Origin of the sequence: Streptomyces sp. NPDC058650 (assembly GCF_042717315.1) — a bacterium.
Lineage (GTDB): Bacteria > Actinomycetota > Actinomycetes > Streptomycetales > Streptomycetaceae > Streptomyces.
Window position 1 is genome coordinate 52,578 of record NZ_JBHXRL010000007.1, and the last position, 21,504, is coordinate 74,081.

A 21,504-nucleotide genomic window follows, 5' to 3' on the forward strand; every position below is an offset into this window, starting at 1 on the left:
GCCGGGCGCGGGCGCTGAGGGGCGGTCGCATATGGCCGTGCCGCCGAGGACCGTGCGGCCGACGCCCGTGCCGCCGTAGGCCGTGCTCCCGAAGGCCGTGCCGCCGTAGGCCGTGCTCCCGAAGGCCGTGCCGCCGACGCCCGTGCCGCCGTAGGCCGTGCTCCCGAAGGCCGTGCCGCGGTCGACCGTGCCGGTCAGAGCATCGGGTCGTGGACGGCGATGCCCAGGGCGTCCTGGCCGAAGAGGAGCAGGGCCCGCTCCACGTCGTTGGCCGCCTGTCCGCGGCCGGTGTGGAGGTCCCGCCAGGCGCGCTGGAGGACGTCGGCACCGCCGCGCATGGGGCTGCCCGCGGCGTTCTGCATCAGCAGGTCCACGGCCGCGATCGCGCGTTCGCCGGCGAGCGCCTGGTCGCGGCGGGCTCGTGCGCGCAGGGACGTCGACGGTTCCCGTCCGTCGCGGGCCACGGCGTACAGATCGGCTGTGTTACGGGTCAACTGCAGCCGGCTCGCGTCGATGTCGCCGGCCGCGCGGGCGACGCGCACCTGCGCGAAGGGGTCCTCGGCGACCCGCTGTCCGTAGGCGGTGCTCAGTCGCTCGCGGGCGGCCGCGACGTACTCCTCGTACGCCCCTTCGGCGATGCCGACCATGACGGTCGAGATCGCGGTGGTGAAGACGGCGGCGTACGGAAGCCGGTACAGCGGCTCGGGGTTGGCCTCGTGTCCCGGGCAGCGCAGTGCGGTCACCGGGCCGAAGCCGAGGGTCCGGTGGCCGGGGACGAAGGCGTCCTCGACCACGATGTCGTTGCTGCCGCTGCCGCGCAGACCGACCGGGTCCCAGACGTCGTCGACGCGGTAGTCGGCGCACGGCACCAGGAAGGTCCGCATGTCGACGGGCCGTCCCTCGGCGTCGGTGACGACACCGCCCAGGAGGGCCCATCGGGCGTGGTCGCAGCCTGCCGAGAGGTGCCACCGGCCGGACAGCCGGAAGCCGCCGTCGACCGTGGCGACCTCCCCGGTGGGGGCGTGGGAGGAGCAGATGCGGGCGGCTCCGTCCGTGCCCCAGACGTCGTTCTGGGCCCGTGGGTCGAAGAGGGCCAGGTGCCAGGGGTGGACGCCCAGGACGGCCGCGGCCCAGCCTGTCGAGCCGCACGCCTTGGCGATCTCCCGCAGCGCGGCGTAGAAGACGTCCGGGGCGGCGGCGAGTCCGCCGTACGACCTGGGCCGGAGGAGCCGGAAGAAGCCGGCCTCTTCGAGCTCCGCGACGGTGGAGTCGGGCACGCGGCGCAGCGTCTCGGTGTCGGCCGCGCGCTCGCGCAGGGCGGGGGCGAGCGCGCGGACCGCGGCGAGAACGTCCTCTTCGCGCATGGGCGCCCCTCCCGGATCCCGGGCCCGTCCGCCGAGCTCGTCTGCTGAGCTCGGCGTGCCGTGGCCGAATGACGTGAGGAAAACTACGCGTTACTGTTCCGAGACGGAACACCCTCTTCCCAGCCGCCGGGACACTCTGACAATCTCCACGCGATACCGGAGATTGCGGACGCGGCCAAGGCGGTCCGCCGGCCGTGTGGGAGGTGCCGATGGCGACGCCAACTGTCGAGGCCGGATGTCCGCCGCTGTCCCTGCTGGAGAAGGCGGCGAAGGTGCTGAGCGCCTTCCAGAGCGCGGGGCCCCGACTCACTCTGACCGAGGTCGTGCAGCGCTCCGGCATCCGCCGGTCCTCCGCGCACCGCATCCTCGATCAGCTGGTGCAACTGCGCTGGCTGGAGCGCGAGGGCCGGGACTACCGGCTCGGCATGGGCATGCTGGAGCTCGGGGCGATGGCCTCGCACCACAACCGGCTGCGCCGGGCGGCGCTGCCCCATCTGCACGCCCTTCACGAGTCCACGGGCCACCTGGTCCACCTCACCGTGCTCGACGGCGCCGAGGTGGTCTACCTGGAGCGGATCGGCGGGTCGGACGACTCCGGCGTGCCCTCGCGGACGGGCGGGCGCCAGCCGGCGTACTGCACGGCGTCGGGCAAGGCGATCCTGGCCTTCAGCGACCCTTCCGTGACGGAGCAGGTGATCGCGCAGGGACTGCGGCCGCGGACACCGCGGACCATCACCCGCCCCGAGTCCTTCCGGGGCGAGCTGGCGATGGCGCGGGAGCGGGGGGTCGCGTTCGACCACGAGGAGGGGTTCCGAGGCGTCTTCTGCGTGGCCGCGCCGCTGCGTGGCGCGGGCCGGGCGATCGCCGCGATCTCGGTGTCCGGCAACGGCGTCCACCGCGACCTTGAGCGGATCGCGCCCACCGTGCGCGGCTGCGCGCGCTCCGTCTGGCAGGCGATGTTCGGTCCGGGGCGGTACACGGAGAAGCAGGCGCGGCCGGCCGGGGCGATGGCCGAGACCGGGCTCGCGCAGCCGTCGATGGACGACATGATGACCTGGCTGCGCTTCAGCGAGTGGATGTGAAGACTCCGTCCCCGACGGACACACGGTGGTGTCCGCCGGGGACGGAGTCGGCGGAGCCGGGTCAGTCGGTCGTACGTCCCGGGGCGCCCGGGAAGCGACGCCGTCGTGGGGGGCGCGTACGACGAGCGTCGCCACGTAGTTGCCAGGAGTGTCCGGAGTATCAGGAGTAGGTGATCGCGACCCTGTCGGTGAGCGGCAGGGCCTGACAGGCCAGGACGTAGCCCTCGGCGATGTCCTCGTCGTCCAGGACGTCGTTGCGGAGCATCTTCACGTCGCCCGCCACGACCCGGCAGGTGCAGGCGCTGCAGGCGCCCTCCCGGCAGGAGTACGGGGCGTCCATGCCGGCGGCCAGGAGCGCGTCGAGCAGCGGGGTGGACCGTGGCCAGGCGAGGGTGCGGGTCTCGCCGTCGAGCTCCACCTCCGCCGTACTGACGCTGTCCCCTGTACTGTCGCCGACCGTCTGGGCGGGGATGTCGAAGACGTGTCCGCCGAGGGAGAAGAACCGCTCCCGGTGGATGCGGTGGCCCGGCGTGCCGACCGCGCGCAGCGCCTGCTCGACGGCGTCCATGAGCGGTTCCGGTCCGCAGACGAAGGCCTCACGGTCGGCGTACGGCGCGAGTGCCGCGGCCAGCCGTTCCGCGCGGGGCAGGCCCTGGAGCGATTCCAGCCAGTGGAGCACGAGGAGCCGGTCCGGGTGGTGCGTGGCCAGCTCCCGCAGTTCGTCGCGGAAGATGACCGAGGTCTCGTCACGGTTGGCGTACAGGAGGACGACCCGGCCCTGTCCCCCGGCAAGGGCCGACTTGGCGATCGAGAGCACCGGCGTGATGCCGCTCCCACCGGCGACGAGGAGCAGGTCGTGGTCGAGGGAGTCGGGGGTGAAGGTGCCGGCCGGGGGCAGCACCTCCAGCTCGTCGCCCGCCGCCAGGTGGTCGCACACCCAGTTGGAGCCGTGCCCGCCGGCCACCCGTTTGACGGTGACCTTCAGGGGTTCGCCGGTGTGGGGTGAGCTGGCGAGGGAGTAGCAGCGGGCGGCCGGCTTCCCGTCCGCGCCCGGCAGCTTGAGGGTGAGGAACTGCCCGGGGCGGTACGCGAAGCGGTCCGTGCTCTCCGGCGGCGCCTGGAGCACCAGGGAATGCGCGTCGGCCGTCTCGGCGATCACCTGGACGACGCGCAGCCGGTGGGTGCGCGCCCCGGGCCCCTGTTCGGACATCGGCTCAGGCATCGACGACCTCCAGGGTGCCGTCCTCCACCGCGCGGTCGATGCTCGACCGCAGGGCCCGGCAGGTCCGTATCCGGGCGCTGGTCGCGCCCTCGTTCACCCGGTCGCGGAACTCGGCGCAGACGACGGCCGCGTCGGCGGTCCACTGCACGGAGGTGTGAGCCGGGCTGAACTTCTCGCACAGGACCTGGTTGCCGCAGGTCGCGCATTCCACCGGTCGCATGTCAGGCTCCGGTCTCCGGCGCCGCCGCGCGGCGGGCGAGGTTCTCCTCGACCTCCGCGTGCCAGGCCTTGTTGGCGCGCTGGGTGTCGATCTCGAACTCGAAGCGGCGGGTCATCTCGTCCTTGACGTCGGCCACGTCGACGTAGAACTGCTCGTACCAGCGGCGGAGTTGGTAGACCGGGCCGTCTTCCTCGGTGAGCAGCGGGTTGTCGATCCGGGTCTTGTTCTTCCAGATCTCCACGTCCTGCTCGAAGCCGACGGTCGTTCCCTCGGCGGTGAGCCGCGCGGCCTCGTCGGCCTGTTCCTCGGTCATCCCGGGGAGCCGCTTGACGATCGCCCCGTACTGGAGCAGGAAGCTGTTCTCGTCGATGGGGTAGTGGCAGTTGATCAGGACGACCTCCATCTCCATGCCGCCGCCGACGTCGCTGTAGAGGTGGTCGATCATGTAGGAGGGGCCGTAGTAGGAGGCGTCGGAGCGCAGGCGGCCGGCGCTGAGGGTGCCCAGTTCCATGTCGCCTCGGGGGCTGCTCTCCATGTACTGGGTGGCGACGTGCCCTTCGAAGACGTTCTTGAAGTACTCCGGGAAGGCGTAGTGAACGTAGTAGAAGTGCGCCATGTCCACGACGTTGTCGACGATCTCGCGGCAGTTGGAGCCCTCGACCCGCAGGGTCTTCCAGGTCCAGTCGCTCCATTGGCCCGCTTCGGGTCCGTGGATGCCGGCGATCTCGGGGACGGTGACCTCGGGCGGCGGGGGGTTGCCCTCCGGGTCGTGCCAGACGAAGAGCTGCTTGTTCCGCTCCAGCGTGAGCCAGGAGCGGGTCCTGGCGCGCGGCGGGACCCGGCGGGCGTACGGGATGCCGGCGCAGCGGCCGTTGCCCGCCCAGCGCCAGTCGTGGAAGGGGCAGGCGACGGCGTCGCCCTTGACGGTGCCGTGGGCGAGGTTGCCGCCCATGTGGGGGCAGAAGGCGTTGAGGACGTGCAGCTGCCCGTCGTCCGCGCCCTGGAACACCACCAGCTTGGTGCCGAAGGCCTCGATCTCGTGCGGGTTCCCGTCCTTGAGGTCGTCGGCGAGGCCGAGGCAGTGCCAGCCCCGGGCGAAGCGCGCCGGCGGCCTGCCCGCCTCGATGACCCGGACCTCGTCGTGGAGCGCCGTCATCTCGTTGTCCCTTCGTGTGTGGAGGTTCGGTTCCGCGCGGCGAGTTCCACGGCGATGTCGATCAGCTGGTCCTCCTGGCCGCCGACGAGGCGGCGTTCGCCCGCGCGCAGGAGGATCTCGGCACCGGATACGCCGTAGCGCCCGGCCTGCCGGTAGGCGTGCTTGAGGAAGCTGGAGTAGACCCCGGCGTGGCCCATGAGCAGGGCGAGCCGGTCGAGTCGGCATTCCTCGTCCATGACCGGGCGGACCACGTCCTCCGCCGCGTCGATGATCTTCAGGACGTCGATGCCGGTGCGGATGCCCATCTTGGCGCAGACGGCGACGAGTGCCTCGACCGGGGTGTTTCCGGCGCCCGCGCCGAGTCGGCGGGTGGAGCCGTCGATCTGGAGCGCGCCGGCCTTGACGGCGGCGATGGAGTTCCCCATGCCGAGGGCCAGGTTCTCGTGTCCGTGGAAGCCGACCTGGGCGTCGTCGCCGAGTTCGGCGACCAGGGCCTCGACCCGGGCGGTGACGTCGTCCATGACCATGGCGCCGGCGGAGTCGACGACGTACACGCACTGGCAGCCGGCGTCGGCCATGATCCGGGCCTGCCGCGCCAGGTTCTCGGGCGTCGTCGAGTGGGCCATCATCAGGAAGCCGACGGTCTCCAGGCCCCGCTCGCGGGCGAGTCCGAAGTGCTGGACGGCGATGTCGGCCTCGGTGCAGTGGGTGGCGACGCGGCAGATGCTCGCGCCGTTGTCGTGCGCGGCCAGGATGTCGTCCTTGACGCCGAGTCCGGGGAGCATGAGGAAGGCGATCCTCGCCTGCCGGGCGGTGTCCACCGCGATCTTGATCAGTTCCTGTTCGGGCGTCTTGGAGAAGCCGTAGTTGAACGAGGATCCGCCGAGTCCGTCGCCGTGGGTCACCTCGATCACCGGGACGCCGGCGTCGTCGAGGGCGGCGACGACGGACCGTACGTCCTCGCCGGTGAACTGGTGCCGTTTGGCGTGCGAGCCGTCGCGCAGCGAGGAGTCGGTGATCCGGATGTCGAGGGTGTCCGAGTAGGGGGTGTCGGAGTAGGCGGTGTCCGAGTGGGGCATGCGGTGGGCTCCTTACGCGCGAGGCGCGAGGAGCGCCTTGGCGAACTCCTCGCCGACCCTGGTGGCGGCGGCGGTCATGATGTCGAGGTTTCCGGCGTAGGGCGGCAGGTAGTCGCCCGCGCCCTCGACCTCCAGGAAGATCGCGACGCGGGCCATCCCGCCGTTCTCGAGCCGAGAGCTCGGGGAAGGGTCGTCGAACTGCGGCTCGGTGCGCAGGCGGTAGCCGGGGACGTAGGCGGCGACCTGTTCGGCGATCTCCTTGACGGAGACGGCGATGGCTTCCCGGTCGGCGTCCTCGGGGATCGCGCAGAAGACGGTGTCCCGCATGATGACGGGGGGCTCGGCGGGGTTGAGGATGATGATCGCCTTGCCGCGCGCGGCGCCGCCGATGGTCTCGATGCCGCGTGAGGTGGTACGGGTGAACTCGTCGATGTTCGCGCGGGTTCCGGGCCCGGCGGAGACGGAGGCCACCGAGGCGACGATCTCCGCGTACGGGACGGGGACGACGCGGGAGACGGCGTACACCATGGGGATGGTGGCCTGTCCGCCGCAGGTGATCATGTTGACGTTGGGCTTGTCGAGGTGCTCGCGGAGATTGGCGGGCGGTACGACGGCGGGGCCGACGGCCGCCGGGGTCAGGTCGACCGCCTTGATGCCGAGCTCGGCGTAGCGCGGGGCGTTGGCCCGGTGGACGTAGGCGCTGGTGGCCTCGAAGACGATGTCGGGCTTCTCGTCCTGGGCGAGCAGCCAGTCGACGCCCGCGTGGCTGGCCTCCAGGCCCATGCGGCGGGCGCGGGCGAGGCCCTCGCTGTCGGGGTCGACGCCGATCATCCAGCGGGGTTCGACGTGTGGGGAGCGGAGCAGCTTGTAGAGCAGGTCGGTGCCGATGTTGCCGGATCCGACGATGGCGGCTGTCGCCTTGGTCCTGGTGTTGATGGTCATCACCTCAGATGAAGGGCAGGGAGACCGAGCCCAGCCCGGTGAACTCGGCGGTGAAGGTGGCTCCGGGCGCCACGTCGACGGCCCGGGTGCAGGAGCCGGGCAGCACCACGTGCCCCTTCTTCAGGGCCACTCCGAAGCGGGCCACGGTGCGGGCCAGCCAGGCGACGGAGAGCGTCGGGTCGCCGAGCACGGCGTCGCTGCGCCCCTCGGCGAGCAGTTCGCCGTCGCTGGTGAGCCGTGCGTCGATCGTCCTCAGGTCGAGCTCGCGGGGGTCGCGGCCCTCGCCGATGACGTAGCCGGCGGAGGAGGCGTTGTCCGCGATGGTGTCGGCGATGGTGATCCGCCAGTCGCGGATCCTGCTGTCGATCAGTTCCAGCGCGGGCACGACGCGTTCGGTCGCGGCGAGCACGTCGGCAGCGGTGCAGGTCTCGCCCGGGAGGTCGTCGCCGAGGACGAAGCCGACCTCGACCTCGACGCGCGGGTGGCAGTAGCGGGAGACGGGGACCTGGACGTCGGGCCGCAGCTCCATGTCGTGGAGCAGGTGGCCGTAGTCGGGTTCGTCGACGCCCATCATCCGCTGCATGACGGGTGACGAGAGGCCGACCTTGTGGCCGCGCACCTCGGCTCCCGCCGCGAGGCGGTGCCGGATGTTGACGAGCTGGATCTCGTACGCGTCCTCGGTGTCGATGCCGGGGAAGGCCGAGGTCAGGGGGGCGATCGGCGTGACGCCGTGTTCGGCGGAGCGCAGCAGCTCGGCCGCCTCGTGTCTCTGGCGGTCCGTGAGCATGGCGGGTCCCTCCTGCGGGCGGTTGGGGCTGTCCGGCGAGGCTAGGCCGGTAGCGATGACCGCAGGGAGCGCCAGTTCCCGGTGAGCGGGAAAGGCCCCCGGAGGGGTGCGGAACGCGCTGCGGGGCGGGCTCGTGGCGTTCCCGTCACGAGCCCGCCCCCGCGGGGTGGAAGGCCGGTCAGTGCGCCCCGTACACGGGCTGTGGGGGCTCCGCGTCCGCGAGGAGCTTCAGTGCCGTGTCGCCCGCCTCGGCCGGGGTCCAGCGGGCGCCCTTGTCGGCAGTCGGGCCCGGCCGCCAGCCCTCCATGACGGTGATCCGGCCCGCCTCGGCCTCGAAGACGCGTCCCGTCACGCCGGCCGAGGCGGCGGAGCCCAGCCAGACGACGAGGGGGGAGACGTTCTCCGGGGCCATCGCGTCGAAGGCGTCGCCCTCGGGGGCGGCCATCGTCTCGGCGAAGGTCGCCTCGGTCATCCGGGTGCGGGCGGCGGGAGCGATCGCGTTGACCTGGACGCCGTAGCGTCCCGTCTCGGCGGCGGCGACGAGGGTGAGGCCGATGATCCCGGCCTTGGCGGCGGCGTAGTTGCCCTGGCCGACGCTGCCGAGGAGACCGGCTCCGGAGCTGGTGTTGATCACCCGCGCCTCCGGCTTCCGGCCGGCCTTGGCCTCGGCGCGCCAGTGCGCGGTGGCGTACTTGAGCGGCAGGAAGTGCCCCTTGAGGTGGACGCGCATGACGGCGTCCCACTCGTCCTCGTCGAGGTTGACGAGCATGCGGTCGCGCAGGAACCCGGCGTTGTTGACGAGGGTGTCGAGGCGGCCGAAGGCCTCCAGGGCGGTGGCGATCAGCGAGGCCGCGCCGTCGGCGGTGGCGATGTCACCGCCGTGGGCGACGGCTTCTCCGCCCGCCGCCGTGATCTCGTCGACGACCTGCTGGGCCGGGCCCGCGCCCCCGCCGCTGCCGTCCGGGGCGACGCCGAGGTCGTTGACGACGACCTTGGCGCCCTCGGCGGCGAAGGCGAGGGCGTGCGCGCGGCCGAGGCCGCGGCCCGCTCCGGTGACGATGACGACGCGTCCGCCGCACAGTCCTGTCATGGTGTGGTCCTTTCACTCAAGCTGGGTGGGGCCGTCAGTGGTTGACGGTGGCGGCGTCGAGGAAGCCGGGGCGTTCCCCGCCGCCGTGGACGTGCAGGCTGGCGCCGCTGATGTACGCGGCGCGGTCGGAGGCGAGGAAGACGCAGGCGTCGCCGATGTCGGCGGGTTCGGCGAGTCTGCCGAGGGGCACGGTGCGGCCGACGGCGGCGACGCCTTCCTCGTCCCCGTAGTGCAGATGGGAGAGTTCGGTGCGCACCATGCCGAGGACGACCGTGTTGACCCGCACCCGGGGCGCCCATTCCACGGCCATGGAGCGGGCGAGGTTGTCCAGGCCCGCCTTCGCGGCTCCGTAGGCCGCGGTGCCCGGGGACGGGCGGGTGCCGCTGACGCTGCCGATCATGATGATCGACCCTCCCCCGTCCTGGTGGCGCATCACCTCGTACGCGGCGAGGGAGGCGGTCAGCGGGGCGACGAGGTTCAGTTCGACGACCCGGGCCTGTCGCTCGGCCCCGCCGTCGCCGAGCATCCGGAACGGGGTCCCTCCGGCGTTGTTGACGAGGGTGTCGAGCCGTCCGTGGTCGTCGCGTACCCGGTCGAAGAATCCGCCGACCGCCGCCGGGTCGCGGAGGTCGACGGGGAGGAAGCGGGCCGTGCGCCCCGCCGCCTCGATGGGCTCGTCGGGGGGCCGCCGCGCGCAGGTCACGACCTCCGCGCCGGCTTCCAGCAGGGCACGGGTGATTCCCGCGCCGACGCCCCGTGTACCGCCGGTGACGACGGCGACGGATCCCGACAGATCGATGATCGCTGCCAATGGGCACCTCCCGCAGCGCGCGAACCGCTGCTATCTTCCACCTAACAAACGTTAGGTGGAAAGGTAGCTGATCTGCTCATGGGTGTCTCCACCTCCGCCCCGGAAGAGGGCATCGCCGTCGTCACCGTGGACTTCCCCCCGGTCAACGCCCTGCCCGTGCAGGGCTGGTACGACCTGGCCGCGGCGGTGCGCGCCGCCGGCGCCGACCCCAAGGTGCGCTGCCTGGTGCTCACCGCCGGGGGCCGCGGTTTCAACGCCGGCGTCGACATCAAGGAAATCCAGCGCACGACCGGGCATGACGCCCTCCTCGGCGCCAACCGCGGCTGTTACGAGGCGTTCGCCGCGGTCTACGACTGCGAGGTGCCGGTGGTCGCCGCCGTGCACGGCTTCTGTCTGGGCGGCGGGATCGGGCTCGTCGGAAACGCCGACGTGGTCGTCGCCTCCGACGACGCGACCTTCGGCCTGCCCGAGCTGGACCGGGGCGCGCTGGGCGCGGCCACCCATCTCTCCCGGCTGGTCCCGCAGCACCTGATGCGGGCCCTGTACTACACCTCGCGCACCATCACCGCCCAGGAGCTGCTGGGGCACGGCTCGGTGTGGCGGGTCGTCCCGCGCGAAGGACTCCGGGAGGCGGCCCTTGAGCTGGCCCGGGAGATCGCGGCCAAGGACGGACAGCTGATCCGGCTCGCCAAGGCCGCGATCAACGGCATCGATCCGGTGGACGTCCACCGGAGCTACCGCTTCGAACAGGGCTTCACCTTCGAGGCCAACCTGAGCGGTGTCGCCGACCGGGTCCGCGACACCTTCGGCACCGAGAGGACGGACACCGTGAACGAGACGGTCAGGGAGGAGCAGTCGTGAGCAGGGACAAGACGATGACCGCCGAGGAGGTCGTCGGCCGCCTGGAGAGCGGGATGACGATCGGGATCGGCGGTTGGGGCTCGCGGCGCAAGCCGATGGCACTGGTCCGGGCGCTGCTGCGTTCGGACCTCACCGATCTGACCGTCGTCTCGTACGGCGGCCCGGACGTCGGGCTGCTCGCCGCCGCCGGGAAGGTCCGCAAGCTGGTCGCGGCCTTCGCCACCCTCGATTCCGTCCCCCTGGAGCCGCACTTCGGCGCGGCCCGGCAGAGCGGCTCCCTGGAGATGGTGGAGCTGGACGAGGCCATGGTCATGTGGGGGCTGACCGCCGCCGCGCAGCGGCTGCCCTTCATGCCCGTGCGGGCCGGGCTCGGCTCGGACCTGATGAGCGTGAACCCGTCGCTGCGGACGGTCACGTCCCCGTACGACGACCGTGAGGAGTTCGTCGCCGTCCCCGCCCTGCGTCTGGACGCCGCGCTGGTCCACCTCAACCGCGCCGACGCACACGGCAACGGCCAGTATCTGGGCCCCGACCCGTACTTCGACGACCTCTTCTGCGAGGCCGCGGACGCCGCGTACCTCTCGTGCGAGCGGATCGTGGAGACCTCCGAGCTGCTCAAGGACTCCGGGCCGCAGTCGCTGCTCGTCAAGCGCGCGTTCGTCAACGGCGTCGTGGAGACCCCGAACGGCGCGCACTTCACCTCCTGCGCCCCCGACTACGACCGCGACGAGACGTTCCAGCGCGCGTACGTCACGGCCGCGCGCGATCCGGAGGCCTGGCGCGCCTTCACCGAGCGGTTCCTGTCCGGCGACGAGGACGCGTACCAGGCCGCGGTGGCGGCGTTCCACGAGGAGGAAGCATGAGCGGCAGCCGCACGACGACGGATACGACGACGGCGACGCGGGCCGAGTACTGCGTGGTGGCGTGCGCCGAGGCGTGGCGGGGCGCGGGCGAGATCCTGGCCAGTCCGATGGGCACGATCCCGATGATCGGGGCCCGGCTCGCACGGCTCACCTTCTCCCCCGACCTGCTCCTGACCGACGGCGAGGCGCTGCTCATCGCCGATGTGCCGGCGGTCGGCGCCCCGCCCCGGGTGGTGGAGGGCTGGTTGCCGTACCGCCAGCACCTGGCCCTCGTCACCACCGGGCGGCGGCACGTGATGATGGGCGCGAGCCAGATCGACCGGTACGGCAACCAGAACATCAGCTGCATCGGCGACTGGGCGCGGCCCAAGCGCCAGCTCCTCGGCGTCCGCGGGGCTCCCGTCAACACCCTCAACAACCCGACGAGTTACTGGGTCCCCAAGCACTCGGCCCGGGTCTTCGTCGAGCGGGTCGACATGGTCTCCGGGGTCGGCTACGACCGCGCCGCCGCGGCCGGACCTTCCGCCGCCCGCTACCACCGCATCCCCGAAGTCGTCAGCGACCTGGGGGTCTTCGACTTCGAGACCCCGGACCGCACCATGCGGCTGCGATCGCTGCACCCCGGTGTCACCGTCGAACAGGTCACGGCGGCCACCGGGTTCGCGCTCACCGTCCCCGACGAGGTGCCGTACACCCGTGAGCCCACCGCGGAGGAACTGCGGCTGATCCGCGAGGAGATCGACCCGAAGGGACTGCGGGACCGCGAGGTCCCCGCATGAGCGACGTCACGATCGCCACCCCCCTCACCGAACTGGTCGGCGTGCGGCACCCCCTCGTGCAGACCGGCATGGGGTGGGTGGCGGGTCCCCGACTGGTCTCGGCCACCGCCGCCGCGGGCGCGCTCGGGATCCTCGCGTCGGCGACCATGACCGTCGACCAGCTCCGCTCGGCGGTACGCGAGGTCACGTCCCGCACGGACGCGCCCTTCGGCGTGAACCTGCGCGCGGACGCCGGGGACGCGGCCGAGCGCGTGCAGATCATCATCGACGAGGGCGTACGGGTCGCCTCGTTCGCGCTCGCCCCGTCCCGCGAGCTCATCGCGCGGCTCAAGGACGCGGGGGTCGTCGTCATTCCCTCCATCGGGGCCAAGCGGCACGCCGAGAAGGTCGCCGCGTGGGGCGCCGACGCGGTGCTGGTGCAGGGCGGGGAGGGCGGCGGTCACACGGGGAGCGTCGCCACCACCGTCCTGCTTCCGCAGATCGTGGACGCCGTCGACATCCCCGTCATCGCGGCCGGCGGCTTCCGCGACGGGCGCGGCCTGGTCGCGGCCCTCGCCCACGGCGCGGCCGGCGTCGCCATGGGCACCCGGTTCCTGCTCACCTCGGACTCGACCGTGCCGGACGCGGTCAAGGCCCGTTATCTGGCGGCCACGGTCCAGGACGTGACCGTCACCACGGCCGTCGACGGCCTGCCGCACCGCATGCTGCGCACCGAGCTCGTCGACGCGCTGGAGCGTTCGGGCCGGGCCGCCTCGCTGCTGCGGGCGGTGCGGCACGCCGCTGCCTTCCGCCGTGAGACGGACATGAGCTGGGCGCGGATGGTCCGTGACGGTCTGGCGATGAAGCACGGCAAGGACATGACGTGGAGCCAGATCCTGCTGGCGGCGAACACCCCGATGCTGCTCAAGGCGTCGATGGTGGAGGGCCGGACGGATCTCGGTGTGATGGCCGCCGGGCAGGTCGCGGGACTCATCGACGATCTGCCGTCGTGTGCCGAGCTGGTCGACCGGATCATGGCGGAGGCGCGGGCCACGCTCCGGTCGCTGCCGCGCACCGACTGAGCGGCCGCGGCTGAGCGGCCGCGGCTGAGCGGCGGAGCTCATGAACAGGCCCGCCGGGGTGTCGTAACCCGGCGGGCCTGTCGCATACGGAGGCCGTCGTTCAGAGGCGCTCGATGATGGTGACGTTGGCCTGACCGCCGCCCTCGCACATCGTCTGCAGGCCGTAGCGGCCGCCGGTGCGCTCCAGCTCGTGCAGGAGGGTGGTCGTCAGCTTGGTGCCGGTCGCGCCGAGCGGGTGGCCGAGGGCGATGGCCCCACCGTTGACATTGACCTTGTCGGGGTCGGCCCCGGTCTCCTTCAGCCAGGCGAGGACGACCGAGGCGAAGGCCTCGTTGATCTCCACCAGGTCGATGTCGTCGAGCGTCATCCCGGCCTTCTTCAGCGCGTACGCCGTCGCCGGGATCGGCGCGGACAGCATGCGGATCGGGTCCTCGCCCCGTACGGACAGGTGGTGGACGCGGGCGCGCGGCGTCAGGCCGTGCTCCCGTACGGCCCGCTCCGAGGCGATCAGCATCGCCGAGGCTCCGTCGGAGACCTGGGAGGAGACCGCGGCGGTCAGCCGGCCGCCCTCGACCACCGGCTTCAGGCCCGCCATCTTCTCCAGTGTGGTGTCGCGGCGCGGGCCCTCGTCGGTGGTCACGTCGCCGTACGCCACGATCTCCCGGTCGAAGCGGCCCTCGTCGATGGCGCGGGCGGCCCGCTGGTGCGAGCGCAGGGCGAACTCCTCCATGTCCCGGCGGGAGATGCCCCACTTCGTGGCGATGAGCTCGGCGCCGTGGAACTGGTTGACCGGCTGGTCGCCGTACCGGGCCCGCCAGCCCTCGGAGCCGGCGTACGGACCGTCGGTCAGCCCGAGCGGCGCGGCGGCCTGGCGGCTGGCGAAGGCGATGGGGACCAGGGACATGTTCTGGACGCCGCCCGCGACCACCAGGTCCTGGGTGCCGGACAGGACTCCCTGCGCGGCGAAGTGCAGGGCCTGCTGGGAGGATCCGCACTGCCGGTCGACGGTCACGCCGGGCACCTCCTCGGGCAGGCCGGCGGCCAGCCAGGCGGTACGGGCGATGTCACCGGCCTGCGGGCCGACGGTGTCGAGGCAGCCGAAGACGACGTCCTCGACGGCGGCGGGGTCGGCGCCCGCGCGCTCCATCAGTGCCTTCAGGACGTGGGCGCCGAGGTCGGCGGGGTGGACGGCGGCGAGCCCGCCGTTCCGCCTGCCGACGGGGGTGCGCACCGCTTCGATGATGTATGCCTCGGCCATGGCCGCTCCTCTTTCCTGTCTCACGCGTTCGGGTCATGGATGTCGGGTACGGAGTGCGACGCCCTCCAGCACCATGGACAGGTACTGGCGGGCGATCTCCTCCGGGCTGTGCTGCCCGCCGGGCCGGTACCAGGACGCGGCGACCCAGACGGTGTCGCGCACGAACCGGTAGGTGAGGCGGACGTCGAGGTCGGCGCGGAACACCCCGGCGGTCACGCCGCGCTCCAGGGTGCCGAGCCAGGCCTTCTCGAACCTCTGCTGCGAGTCGTCGAGATAGCCGAAGCGCGGCTGCTCCCGCAGGTGCCGGGACTCCTTCTGGTAGATGGCGACGGCGGCCCGGTGCCGGTCGATCTCCCGGAAGGACTCGGTGACGAGGGCCTCGATGGTCTCCCTGGGGCCGAGTCCGGCGGCGAGTACGGCGTCGTACCTGCCCCACAGCTCGTTCAGGAAGCCGGAGAGGATCTCGTCGAGCATCGACTCCTTGGAGTCGAAGTGGTAGTAGAGGCTGCCGGCGAGGATGCCCGCCGCGTCGGCGATCTTGCGGACGGTGGTGGCGTTGTAGCCCTGGGCGGCGAACACCTCGGCGGCGGTGGCGAGGAGTTCGTGGCGCCGCTCGGGCGCCGCGCTCACCACGCTCTTCCTCCTGCTCTCCGACGGCCGGTCACGGTCGGCTCACGGATGCTGGCTGCTGACCGAGACGACCTCGCCGGTCAGGTACGAGGAGTAGCCGCTGGCGAGGAACACGATCACGTTGGCCACTTCCCACGGCTCGGCGTACCGCCCGAACGCCTCGCGGGCGGTCAGCTCTTCGAGGAGCTCGGGCGTGGTGACCTTCGCCAGGTGGGGGTGCATGGCCAGGCTCGGGGAGACGGCGTTGACCCGTACCCCGTACTCGGCGGCCTCCAGGGCTGCGCAGCGGGTGAGCGCCATGACGCCGGCCTTGGCGGCGGCGTAGTGGGCCTGGCCCTTCTGCGCCCGCCAGCCGACCACGGAGGCGTTGTTGACGACGACGCCGCCGCTGCCCGCGGCCTTCAGGCGGCGGAGTGCGGCGCGGGTGCAGCGAAAGGTGCCGTTGAGGGTGACGTCGAGGACCTTGTCCCACTGTTCGTCGGTCATGTCGACGAGGTCGGCGGTGCCGCCCAGGCCGGCGTTGTTGACGAGGATGTCGAGGCGTCCGTGGCGCTCCTCGGCGAGGTCGAGGAGGGCGGCGACCTGGGACTCGTCGGTGACGTCGCAGGGCAGGGCGGCGACGCGGTCGGCGCCGAACTCCGCGGCCAGTTCGGCCTCGGACTCCTTCAGCCGGCGGGCGTGGGCGTCCGAGAGGACGACCCGCGCGCCTTCCTCCAGGAGCCGCCTCGCGGTGGCGCCGCCGATGCCGGCGCCGGCCGCGGCGGTCACCACGGCGCTCCGGTCGGCGAGCAGCCCGTGCCCCGGGACGTAGGGGGGTGGTGTGCGGGTCACGGGCGGACCTCCTTGGGCAGGCCGAGGACGCGCTCGGCGATGATGTTCCGCTGGATCTCGTTGGATCCGGCGTAGATGGTGTCGGAGCGGGAGAAGAGGTAGAGCCGCTGCCAGTCGGTGAGGTCGTACGGTTCGCCGACCGCCAGCATGCCGCCGGCTCCGCAGACGTCCATGGCGAGCTCGCCCAGTTCGCGGTGCCAGGTGGCCCAGAAGATCTTGCCGATGGACGCTTCGGGGCCCGGGACCCCGGCGGCGACGCCGCCGAGCATGCGCAGGGCGTTGAACCGGATGGTCTCCAGGCCGATCCAGGCCCGGGCGATGCGGTCGCGGATCAGCGGGTCCGTGGCGGCGCCGTTGTGGCGGGCCAGTTCGATGACCGCCTCCAGTTCGCGGCGGAAGCCGACCTGCTGGCCGAGGGTGGAGACGCCCCGCTCGAAGCCGAGGGTGGCCATGGCCACCTTCCAGCCCTCGCCCGGGGCGCCGACGACGTTCGCCGCGTCCGTCCTGGCCCCGTCGAAGAACACCTCGTTGAACTCCGAGGTGCCGGTGAGCTGGACGATCGGCCGGATGTCGACACCGGGCCGGCGTAGCGGGACCAGCAGGTAGGACAGGCCTCGGTGGCGGACCGAGCCGGGTTCGGTGCGGGCGACGACGAAGCACCAGTCGGACTCGTGCGCCTGTGACGTCCAGATCTTCTGGCCGGTGACCACCCATGCGTCGCCCATGCGTTCGGCCCGGGTCCGGACGTTGGCCAGGTCCGACCCCGCGTCCGGCTCGCTGTAGCCCTGGCACCACAGTTCCTCGACGGCGACGATCGGCGGGAGGAAGCGCTCGCGCTGCCCGGGTGTGCCGAAGGCGATGAGGGTGGGCCCGAGGAGCTGTTCGCCGATGTGCCCGACGCGGGCGGGGGCGTCGGCGAGGGCGTACTCCTCGTGGAAGGCGACCTGCTGTTCCAGGGTCGCTCCCCGTCCGCCGTACTCCTTCGGCCAGCCGACGCAGGTCCATCCCTCGGCGGCCATGTGCCGCTCCCAGGCGAGGCGTTCGGCATGCGCCTCGTGCTCCCGACCGGGTCCTCCGCGGCCGCGGAGGGCGGCGAACTCGCCGGTGAGGTGGGAGCGCAGCCAGCTACGGAACTCTGCGCGGAACTCCTCGACGTTGCTCATGGCCGTACGTTAACCTACCAAACACTTGTTAGGGAAGGAGGGCGAATGTCCGCTGCCCGCACCGCGTCCACGTCCACATCCACGTCCACGTCCACGTCCACATCCACGTCGCCTGTCCGGTACGAACGCCTCGGCCCCGTGGCCGTGGTCACCATGGACCGGCCCGATTACCGCAACGCCCAGAACTCCGCGATGACATACGCCCTGGACGAGGCCTTCTACCGCGCGGCCGACGACAGCGAGGTCAAGGTCGTCGTGCTCGCCGGGGCGGGGAAGCACTTCTCCGCGGGTCACGACATCGGCACCCCGGAACGTGACGCGCACCTGCCGTTCGACCGCAGGGCCGGACTCTGGTGGGACCACTCGGACAAGGCCGGCGCGGAGAGCCGCTTCGCCCGGGAGTCCGAGGTCTATCTGGGCATGTGCCGGCGCTGGCGCGAACTGCCCAAGCCCATGATCGCGTCCGTCCAGGGCGCCTGCGTGGCGGGCGGCCTGATGCTCGCCTGGGTGTGCGACCTGATCGTCGCCTCCGAGGACGCCTTCTTCGCCGACCCGGTCGTCCGCATGGGCATCCCCGGCGTCGAGTACTTCGCCCACCCGTGGGTGATGCCCCCGCGCATCGCGAAGGAGTTCCTGTACACCGGCGACCGGATGAGCGCCCGTCGCGCCTACGAGGTCGGCATGGTCAACCGCGTCGTCCCTCGCGAGGAACTGACGGACAGCACCCTGGAGTTGGCGGCCAGGATCGCCGAGATGCCACGCATGGGCCTGGCGCTGACCAAGCGCGCGGTCAACCAGGCCGAGGACCTTCAGGGCATGCACACCGGCATGGACTCGGTGTTCGGGCTGCACCACCTCGCGCACGCGCACAACGCGGAGACCGCCCCGGACTCCCTGGGCGGCATGGACATCCGGGCGATGAAGGCGGCGGGAGCCTGATGGACCTCGACTTCACTACGGCGGAGGACGCCTTCCGGGCCGACGCCCGCACCTGGCTCACCGCCCACGTGCCCACCACTCCCCTGCCCTCCCTGGAGACGGAAGAGGGCTTCGCGGCCCACCGGGAATGGGAGCGGACCCTCTTCGCCGACCGCTGGTCGGTGGTCTCCTGGCCAGAGGAGTACGGGGGCAGGGGCGCGTCGATACTCCGGTGGGTGATCTTCGAGGAGGAGTACTACGCCGCCGGCGCACCCGGGCGGGTGAGCCAGAACGGCATCAACCTCCTCGCCCCCACCCTCTTCGAGCACGGCACCGACGAGCAGCGCGCCCGGATCCTGCCTTCCATGGCCTCCGGCGAGGTCATCTGGGCCCAGGCGTGGTCCGAACCGGAGTCCGGCTCGGACCTCGCGAGCCTGCGCTCCACCGCCGTCCGCACGGAGGGCGGCTGGCTCCTGAGCGGCCAGAAGACCTGGTCGTCACGGGCTGCCTTCGCCGACCGCGCCTTCGGTCTCTTCCGCAGCGACCCGGCGGCCGGCAAGCCGCACCAGGGCCTGACGTATCTGATGTTCCCGCTCGACGCGGACGGGGTGACCGTACGGCCCATCGGGCGGCTCGACGGCAAGCCCGCCTTCGCCGAACTCTTCCTCGACGACGTGTTCGTACCCGACGAGGACGTGATCGGCGCACCGGGCCAGGGCTGGCGGGTCGCCATGAGCACGGCGGGCAACGAGCGCGGGCTCACGCTGCGCGGCCCGGGCCGGTTCACGGCCGCCGCCTCACGCCTTGCCGAGCTGTGGCGGGAGGGTGCCGACCCGTCCGACACCGCCCTGCGCGACCGGGTCGCCGACGCGGTCATCGGAGCGCGCGCCTACCGGCTGTTCACCTACGCCAACGCCTCCCGCATCGCCGCCGGAGACTCGATCGGCGCCGAGTCCAGCCTCAACAAGGTCTTCTGGTCCGAACTCGACATCGCGCTCCACGAGACCGCGCTCGACGTGCTCGGCCCGTACGGCGAGCTGTCCGACGAGGCCACGGAGGCTCCCGCACACGGCAGTTGGGCCGAGGGCCACACCTTCTCCCTCGCCGGGCCGATCTACGCGGGCACCAACGAGATCCAGCGGGACATCATCGCCGAGCGCCTGCTCGGCCTGCCGAAGGGACGCCGGTGATGCGGTTCCTCCTCGACGACGAACAGCGGGAGTTCGCCCGCTCGCTCGACGCCATGCTCGCCGCGTCCGACACCCCGGGGGCCGTACGGGCCTGGGCCGCCGGTGACACCGCGCCGGGCCGCGCCCTCTGGTCCCGGCTCGCGGAGGCGGGGGTCTTCGCCCTCGCCGTACCGGAGCCGTACGAAGGACTCGGCCCGCTTCCGGTCGAACTGGTCGTGGCCTTCACCGAGTCGGGCCGCCACGCCGTCCCCGGCCCGCTCGTCGAGACGGTCGCGGCGGCCGCGCTCCTCGACCGTCTCGGCGACCACGAGGCGGCGGCGGCGTGGCTGCCGCGCATCGCCTCCGGCAAGGCGGTCGTCTCCCTGTGCGTGCCGGCCGTCGGAAGCCCCTACGCCCTGGACCCGGACGCGACCGACGCCGTGCTCGTCGTGCAGGGCGACACCCTGCTCCTGACGGAGGACGCCGGGCCCGTCCAGCCGTCCACCGACCCCGCGCGCCGACTGGCCCGGCCCGTCGGCGGCACCGTCCTGGCCAGGGGCCCCCAAGTGGCCGCGGCCGTCACGCACGCCGCCGATGTGGCGGCCCTGGTCACCGCCGCCCAGGCGCTCGGCCTCGGCCGCGCGCTGCTCGACCGGACCGTGGCGTACGTCAAGCAGCGCACCCAGTTCGGGGTCGCCATCGGCTCGTTCCAGGCGGTGAAGCACCGCCTGGCCGACACGCTCATCGCCCTGGAGTTCGCTCAGCCCCTGCTCCACTCGGCCGCGCTGGCCCTGGCGCGGGCGGGCGGCGCGGAAGCCGGGCGCGAGATCGCCGCGGCGAAGGTCGCGGCGGGCGACGCCGCCTACGCCGCCGCCCGCGCGGCCCTGCAACTGCACGGCGCCGTCGGCTACACGGACGAGCTGGACCTGTCCCTGTGGATCCGCAAGGCCCGTCCCCTGCGCGAGGCCTGGGGCACCCCCGCCGCCTGCCGCGCCCGCGTCCTCGCTCCCTGACGCCGCCGGCTCGCTCGCCCGGACCACCCGCCCGAGGAGGACCCGGCGGCGAGCGCCGCCCCCACCACCGACGCCGTACCGCGTCATGTCGAGCCATTCGGAAAGGAGCAGAGCGCATGAGGCTGACGGAGGAACAAGAGGAGCTGCGGTCCGCCGTACGGGCGCTGCTCGGCCGCCATGCGGGGGACGCGGCCTGGCGTCCGCTGACCGAGCAGATCGGCGTCGCGGGGCTGGCCGTTCCCGAGGAGTACGGCGGCGCGGGCTGTGGGGCCCGCGAGGTCCATGTGGTGATGGAGGAGCTGGGACGGGAGCTTTCGCCCGTGCCGTACCTCGGCTCCGCCGTGCTCGTGGTGCAGGCGCTGCTCGCCTCGGGCGACACGGTGGTGTGCGCGGAGTTGCTGCCTGGACTGGCCTCGGGCGCCGTGGTGGGGGCTCTGGCCTGGGCCGAGGACGGCTCCTGGGACCCGGCGGCGGTACGGGCCGAGGCCGCCCCCGGGCCGGGCGGCGGCTGGCGGATCACCGGGGTCAAGGATCACGTCCTCGACGGCGCCGGCGCGGAGCTGCTGCTCGTGGCCGCCCGCACGGAAGCGGGCGTCTCCCTCTTCCGGGTGTCCGGGGACGGGCCGGGCGTGGGCCGATTCCCGGCGGTGACGATGGACGCGACCCGGGGGCAGGCCCGCCTGGCCCTCGCCGGGGCGGAGGGCCGGCTGATCGGGGCGGACGGCGACGGCGAGCGGGTGCTGCGGCTCGTCCTCGACCTGGCCTGCGTGGCGCTCGCCGCCGAGCAGGTCGGCGCCGCCGCCCGCTGCCTCGAACTCACCGTCGCCTACGCCGGGGAGCGCGTCCAGTTCGGCCGGCCCATCGGTTCGTTCCAGGCGGTCAAGCACCGGCTCGCGGACGCGTACGTCCTGGTGGAGTCGGCGCGTTCGGTCGCCCTCGGGGCCGCGTTCGCGGCGGCCGAGGGAGCAGCCGATGCGGCCCGGTGCGCGGCCGCCGCCAAGTCCGCCTGCTCGGAGGCGTTCTCGGTGGTGGCGGGCGAGATGATCCAGTTGCACGGCGGCATCGGCATCACGTGGGAACACGACGCCCACCGCTACTTCAAGCGCGCGCACGGCTCGTCCCAGCTCTTCGGCCCGCCGGCCTGGCACCGCGCGCGCCTGGCGGTCGGTCTGGGCCTGGCGGCGGCCACGCGGTGACCGCGAGCG

Annotated in this window: 22 protein-coding genes; 9 read left to right on the forward strand and 13 right to left on the reverse strand. The window is 72.6% G+C overall.

Annotated elements, in window-relative coordinates; genetic code table 11:
* Positions 1-194 precede the first annotated feature (194 nt).
* Entirely contained in the window at positions 195-1,364 is a 1,170-nt protein-coding gene (hsaA, locus tag ACFWWU_RS14410) for a 3-hydroxy-9,10-secoandrosta-1,3,5(10)-triene-9,17-dione monooxygenase oxygenase subunit (protein WP_384144090.1), read from the reverse strand.
* 209 nt (positions 1,365-1,573) lie between these two features.
* Between hsaA and ACFWWU_RS14415 the strand changes: the two genes are divergently transcribed.
* Complete coding sequence (locus ACFWWU_RS14415; RefSeq protein ID WP_384144093.1) at positions 1,574-2,446, forward strand: IclR family transcriptional regulator; 873 nt, start codon at positions 1,574-1,576, stop codon at positions 2,444-2,446.
* A 160-nt stretch (positions 2,447-2,606) separates the two neighbouring features.
* Here ACFWWU_RS14415 and ACFWWU_RS14420 read toward each other — a convergent pair whose 3' ends face one another.
* The 8 genes from ACFWWU_RS14420 to ACFWWU_RS14455 all read right to left on the reverse strand — a co-directional run bounded on the left by ACFWWU_RS14420 (position 2,607) and on the right by ACFWWU_RS14455 (position 9,753).
* Complete coding sequence (locus ACFWWU_RS14420) at positions 2,607-3,668, reverse strand: 2Fe-2S iron-sulfur cluster-binding protein (protein ID WP_384144096.1); 1,062 nt, start codon at positions 3,666-3,668, stop codon at positions 2,607-2,609.
* Positions 3,661-3,888, reverse strand: a complete 228-nt coding sequence (locus ACFWWU_RS14425) for a hypothetical protein (protein WP_384144099.1) — start codon at positions 3,886-3,888, stop codon at positions 3,661-3,663. The genes ACFWWU_RS14420 and ACFWWU_RS14425 overlap by 8 nt, the downstream gene beginning before the upstream one ends.
* Position 3,889: 1 nt before the next feature.
* Positions 3,890-5,044, reverse strand: a complete 1,155-nt coding sequence (locus ACFWWU_RS14430) for a Rieske 2Fe-2S domain-containing protein (RefSeq protein WP_384144102.1) — start codon at positions 5,042-5,044, stop codon at positions 3,890-3,892.
* Positions 5,041-6,123 carry a 4-hydroxy-2-oxovalerate aldolase gene (gene dmpG / locus ACFWWU_RS14435; protein WP_384144105.1) on the reverse strand — a complete coding sequence of 361 codons (1,083 nt, stop codon included), beginning with the start codon at positions 6,121-6,123 and terminating at the stop codon, positions 5,041-5,043. Before dmpG ends, ACFWWU_RS14430 begins: the two co-directional genes overlap by 4 nt.
* A 12-nt stretch (positions 6,124-6,135) precedes the next feature.
* A complete protein-coding gene (locus ACFWWU_RS14440) occupies positions 6,136-7,065 on the reverse strand; it encodes an acetaldehyde dehydrogenase (acetylating) (RefSeq protein WP_384144108.1) in 930 nt (309 codons plus the stop codon).
* A gap of 4 nt (positions 7,066-7,069) precedes the next feature.
* Entirely contained in the window at positions 7,070-7,852 is a 783-nt protein-coding gene (locus ACFWWU_RS14445; RefSeq protein ID WP_384144111.1) for a 2-keto-4-pentenoate hydratase, read from the reverse strand.
* Positions 7,853-8,030: 178 nt separating this feature from the next.
* Complete coding sequence (locus ACFWWU_RS14450; protein WP_384144115.1) at positions 8,031-8,942, reverse strand: SDR family oxidoreductase; 912 nt, start codon at positions 8,940-8,942, stop codon at positions 8,031-8,033.
* Between the two features lie 34 nt (positions 8,943-8,976).
* Positions 8,977-9,753 carry an SDR family oxidoreductase gene (locus tag ACFWWU_RS14455; RefSeq protein WP_384144118.1) on the reverse strand — a complete coding sequence of 259 codons (777 nt, stop codon included), beginning with the start codon at positions 9,751-9,753 and terminating at the stop codon, positions 8,977-8,979.
* A 78-nt stretch (positions 9,754-9,831) separates the two neighbouring features.
* Between ACFWWU_RS14455 and ACFWWU_RS14460 the strand changes: the two genes are divergently transcribed.
* Genes ACFWWU_RS14460 through ACFWWU_RS14475 form a run of 4 tightly spaced genes read left to right on the forward strand, consistent with a single transcriptional unit; the run spans position 9,832 to position 13,317 of the window.
* Entirely contained in the window at positions 9,832-10,614 is a 783-nt protein-coding gene (locus ACFWWU_RS14460; protein WP_384144121.1) for an enoyl-CoA hydratase family protein, read from the forward strand.
* A gap of 14 nt (positions 10,615-10,628) precedes the next feature.
* A complete protein-coding gene (locus tag ACFWWU_RS14465) occupies positions 10,629-11,477 on the forward strand; it encodes a CoA transferase subunit A (RefSeq protein WP_384144966.1) in 849 nt (282 codons plus the stop codon).
* Positions 11,474-12,256 carry a CoA-transferase subunit beta gene (locus ACFWWU_RS14470; protein WP_384144124.1) on the forward strand — a complete coding sequence of 261 codons (783 nt, stop codon included), beginning with the start codon at positions 11,474-11,476 and terminating at the stop codon, positions 12,254-12,256. Before ACFWWU_RS14465 ends, ACFWWU_RS14470 begins: the two co-directional genes overlap by 4 nt.
* Entirely contained in the window at positions 12,253-13,317 is a 1,065-nt protein-coding gene (locus ACFWWU_RS14475) for an NAD(P)H-dependent flavin oxidoreductase (RefSeq protein WP_384144127.1), read from the forward strand. The genes ACFWWU_RS14470 and ACFWWU_RS14475 overlap by 4 nt, the downstream gene beginning before the upstream one ends.
* Before the next feature lie 100 nt (positions 13,318-13,417).
* On the opposite strand, the gene ACFWWU_RS14480 is transcribed toward ACFWWU_RS14475, so the two are convergent.
* The 4 genes from ACFWWU_RS14480 to ACFWWU_RS14495 are packed head-to-tail and all read right to left on the reverse strand — an operon-like array spanning position 13,418 to position 17,199.
* Entirely contained in the window at positions 13,418-14,575 is a 1,158-nt protein-coding gene (locus ACFWWU_RS14480; RefSeq protein ID WP_384144130.1) for an acetyl-CoA C-acetyltransferase, read from the reverse strand.
* Between the two features lie 33 nt (positions 14,576-14,608).
* Entirely contained in the window at positions 14,609-15,205 is a 597-nt protein-coding gene (locus ACFWWU_RS14485; protein WP_384144133.1) for a TetR/AcrR family transcriptional regulator, read from the reverse strand.
* 42 nt (positions 15,206-15,247) lie between these two features.
* Positions 15,248-16,036: an SDR family oxidoreductase gene (locus tag ACFWWU_RS14490; RefSeq protein ID WP_384144136.1), complete on the reverse strand. Its 789-nt coding sequence runs from the start codon at positions 16,034-16,036 to the stop codon at positions 15,248-15,250.
* The gene (locus ACFWWU_RS14495) at positions 16,033-17,199 is read right to left on the reverse strand and encodes an acyl-CoA dehydrogenase family protein (RefSeq protein WP_384144140.1); all 1,167 of its coding nucleotides are present in this window, start codon (positions 17,197-17,199) and stop codon (positions 16,033-16,035) included. Before ACFWWU_RS14495 ends, ACFWWU_RS14490 begins: the two co-directional genes overlap by 4 nt.
* A 45-nt stretch (positions 17,200-17,244) precedes the next feature.
* On the opposite strand from ACFWWU_RS14495, the gene ACFWWU_RS14500 reads away from it, so the two are divergent.
* The 4 genes from ACFWWU_RS14500 to ACFWWU_RS14515 all read left to right on the forward strand — a co-directional run bounded on the left by ACFWWU_RS14500 (position 17,245) and on the right by ACFWWU_RS14515 (position 21,495).
* Positions 17,245-18,138 (forward strand): enoyl-CoA hydratase, encoded by an 894-nt coding sequence (locus ACFWWU_RS14500; RefSeq protein WP_384144143.1) that lies wholly within the window; start codon positions 17,245-17,247, stop codon positions 18,136-18,138.
* Positions 18,138-19,307, forward strand: coding sequence for an acyl-CoA dehydrogenase family protein (locus ACFWWU_RS14505; RefSeq protein ID WP_384144146.1), 1,170 nt, complete (start codon positions 18,138-18,140; stop codon positions 19,305-19,307). The genes ACFWWU_RS14500 and ACFWWU_RS14505 overlap by 1 nt, the downstream gene beginning before the upstream one ends.
* Positions 19,307-20,299, forward strand: a complete 993-nt coding sequence (locus tag ACFWWU_RS14510) for an acyl-CoA dehydrogenase family protein (protein WP_384144968.1) — start codon at positions 19,307-19,309, stop codon at positions 20,297-20,299. Before ACFWWU_RS14505 ends, ACFWWU_RS14510 begins: the two co-directional genes overlap by 1 nt.
* A gap of 116 nt (positions 20,300-20,415) precedes the next feature.
* The gene (locus ACFWWU_RS14515) at positions 20,416-21,495 is read left to right on the forward strand and encodes an acyl-CoA dehydrogenase family protein (protein WP_384144149.1); all 1,080 of its coding nucleotides are present in this window, start codon (positions 20,416-20,418) and stop codon (positions 21,493-21,495) included.
* The last annotated feature ends 9 nt before the right edge of the window (positions 21,496-21,504 follow it).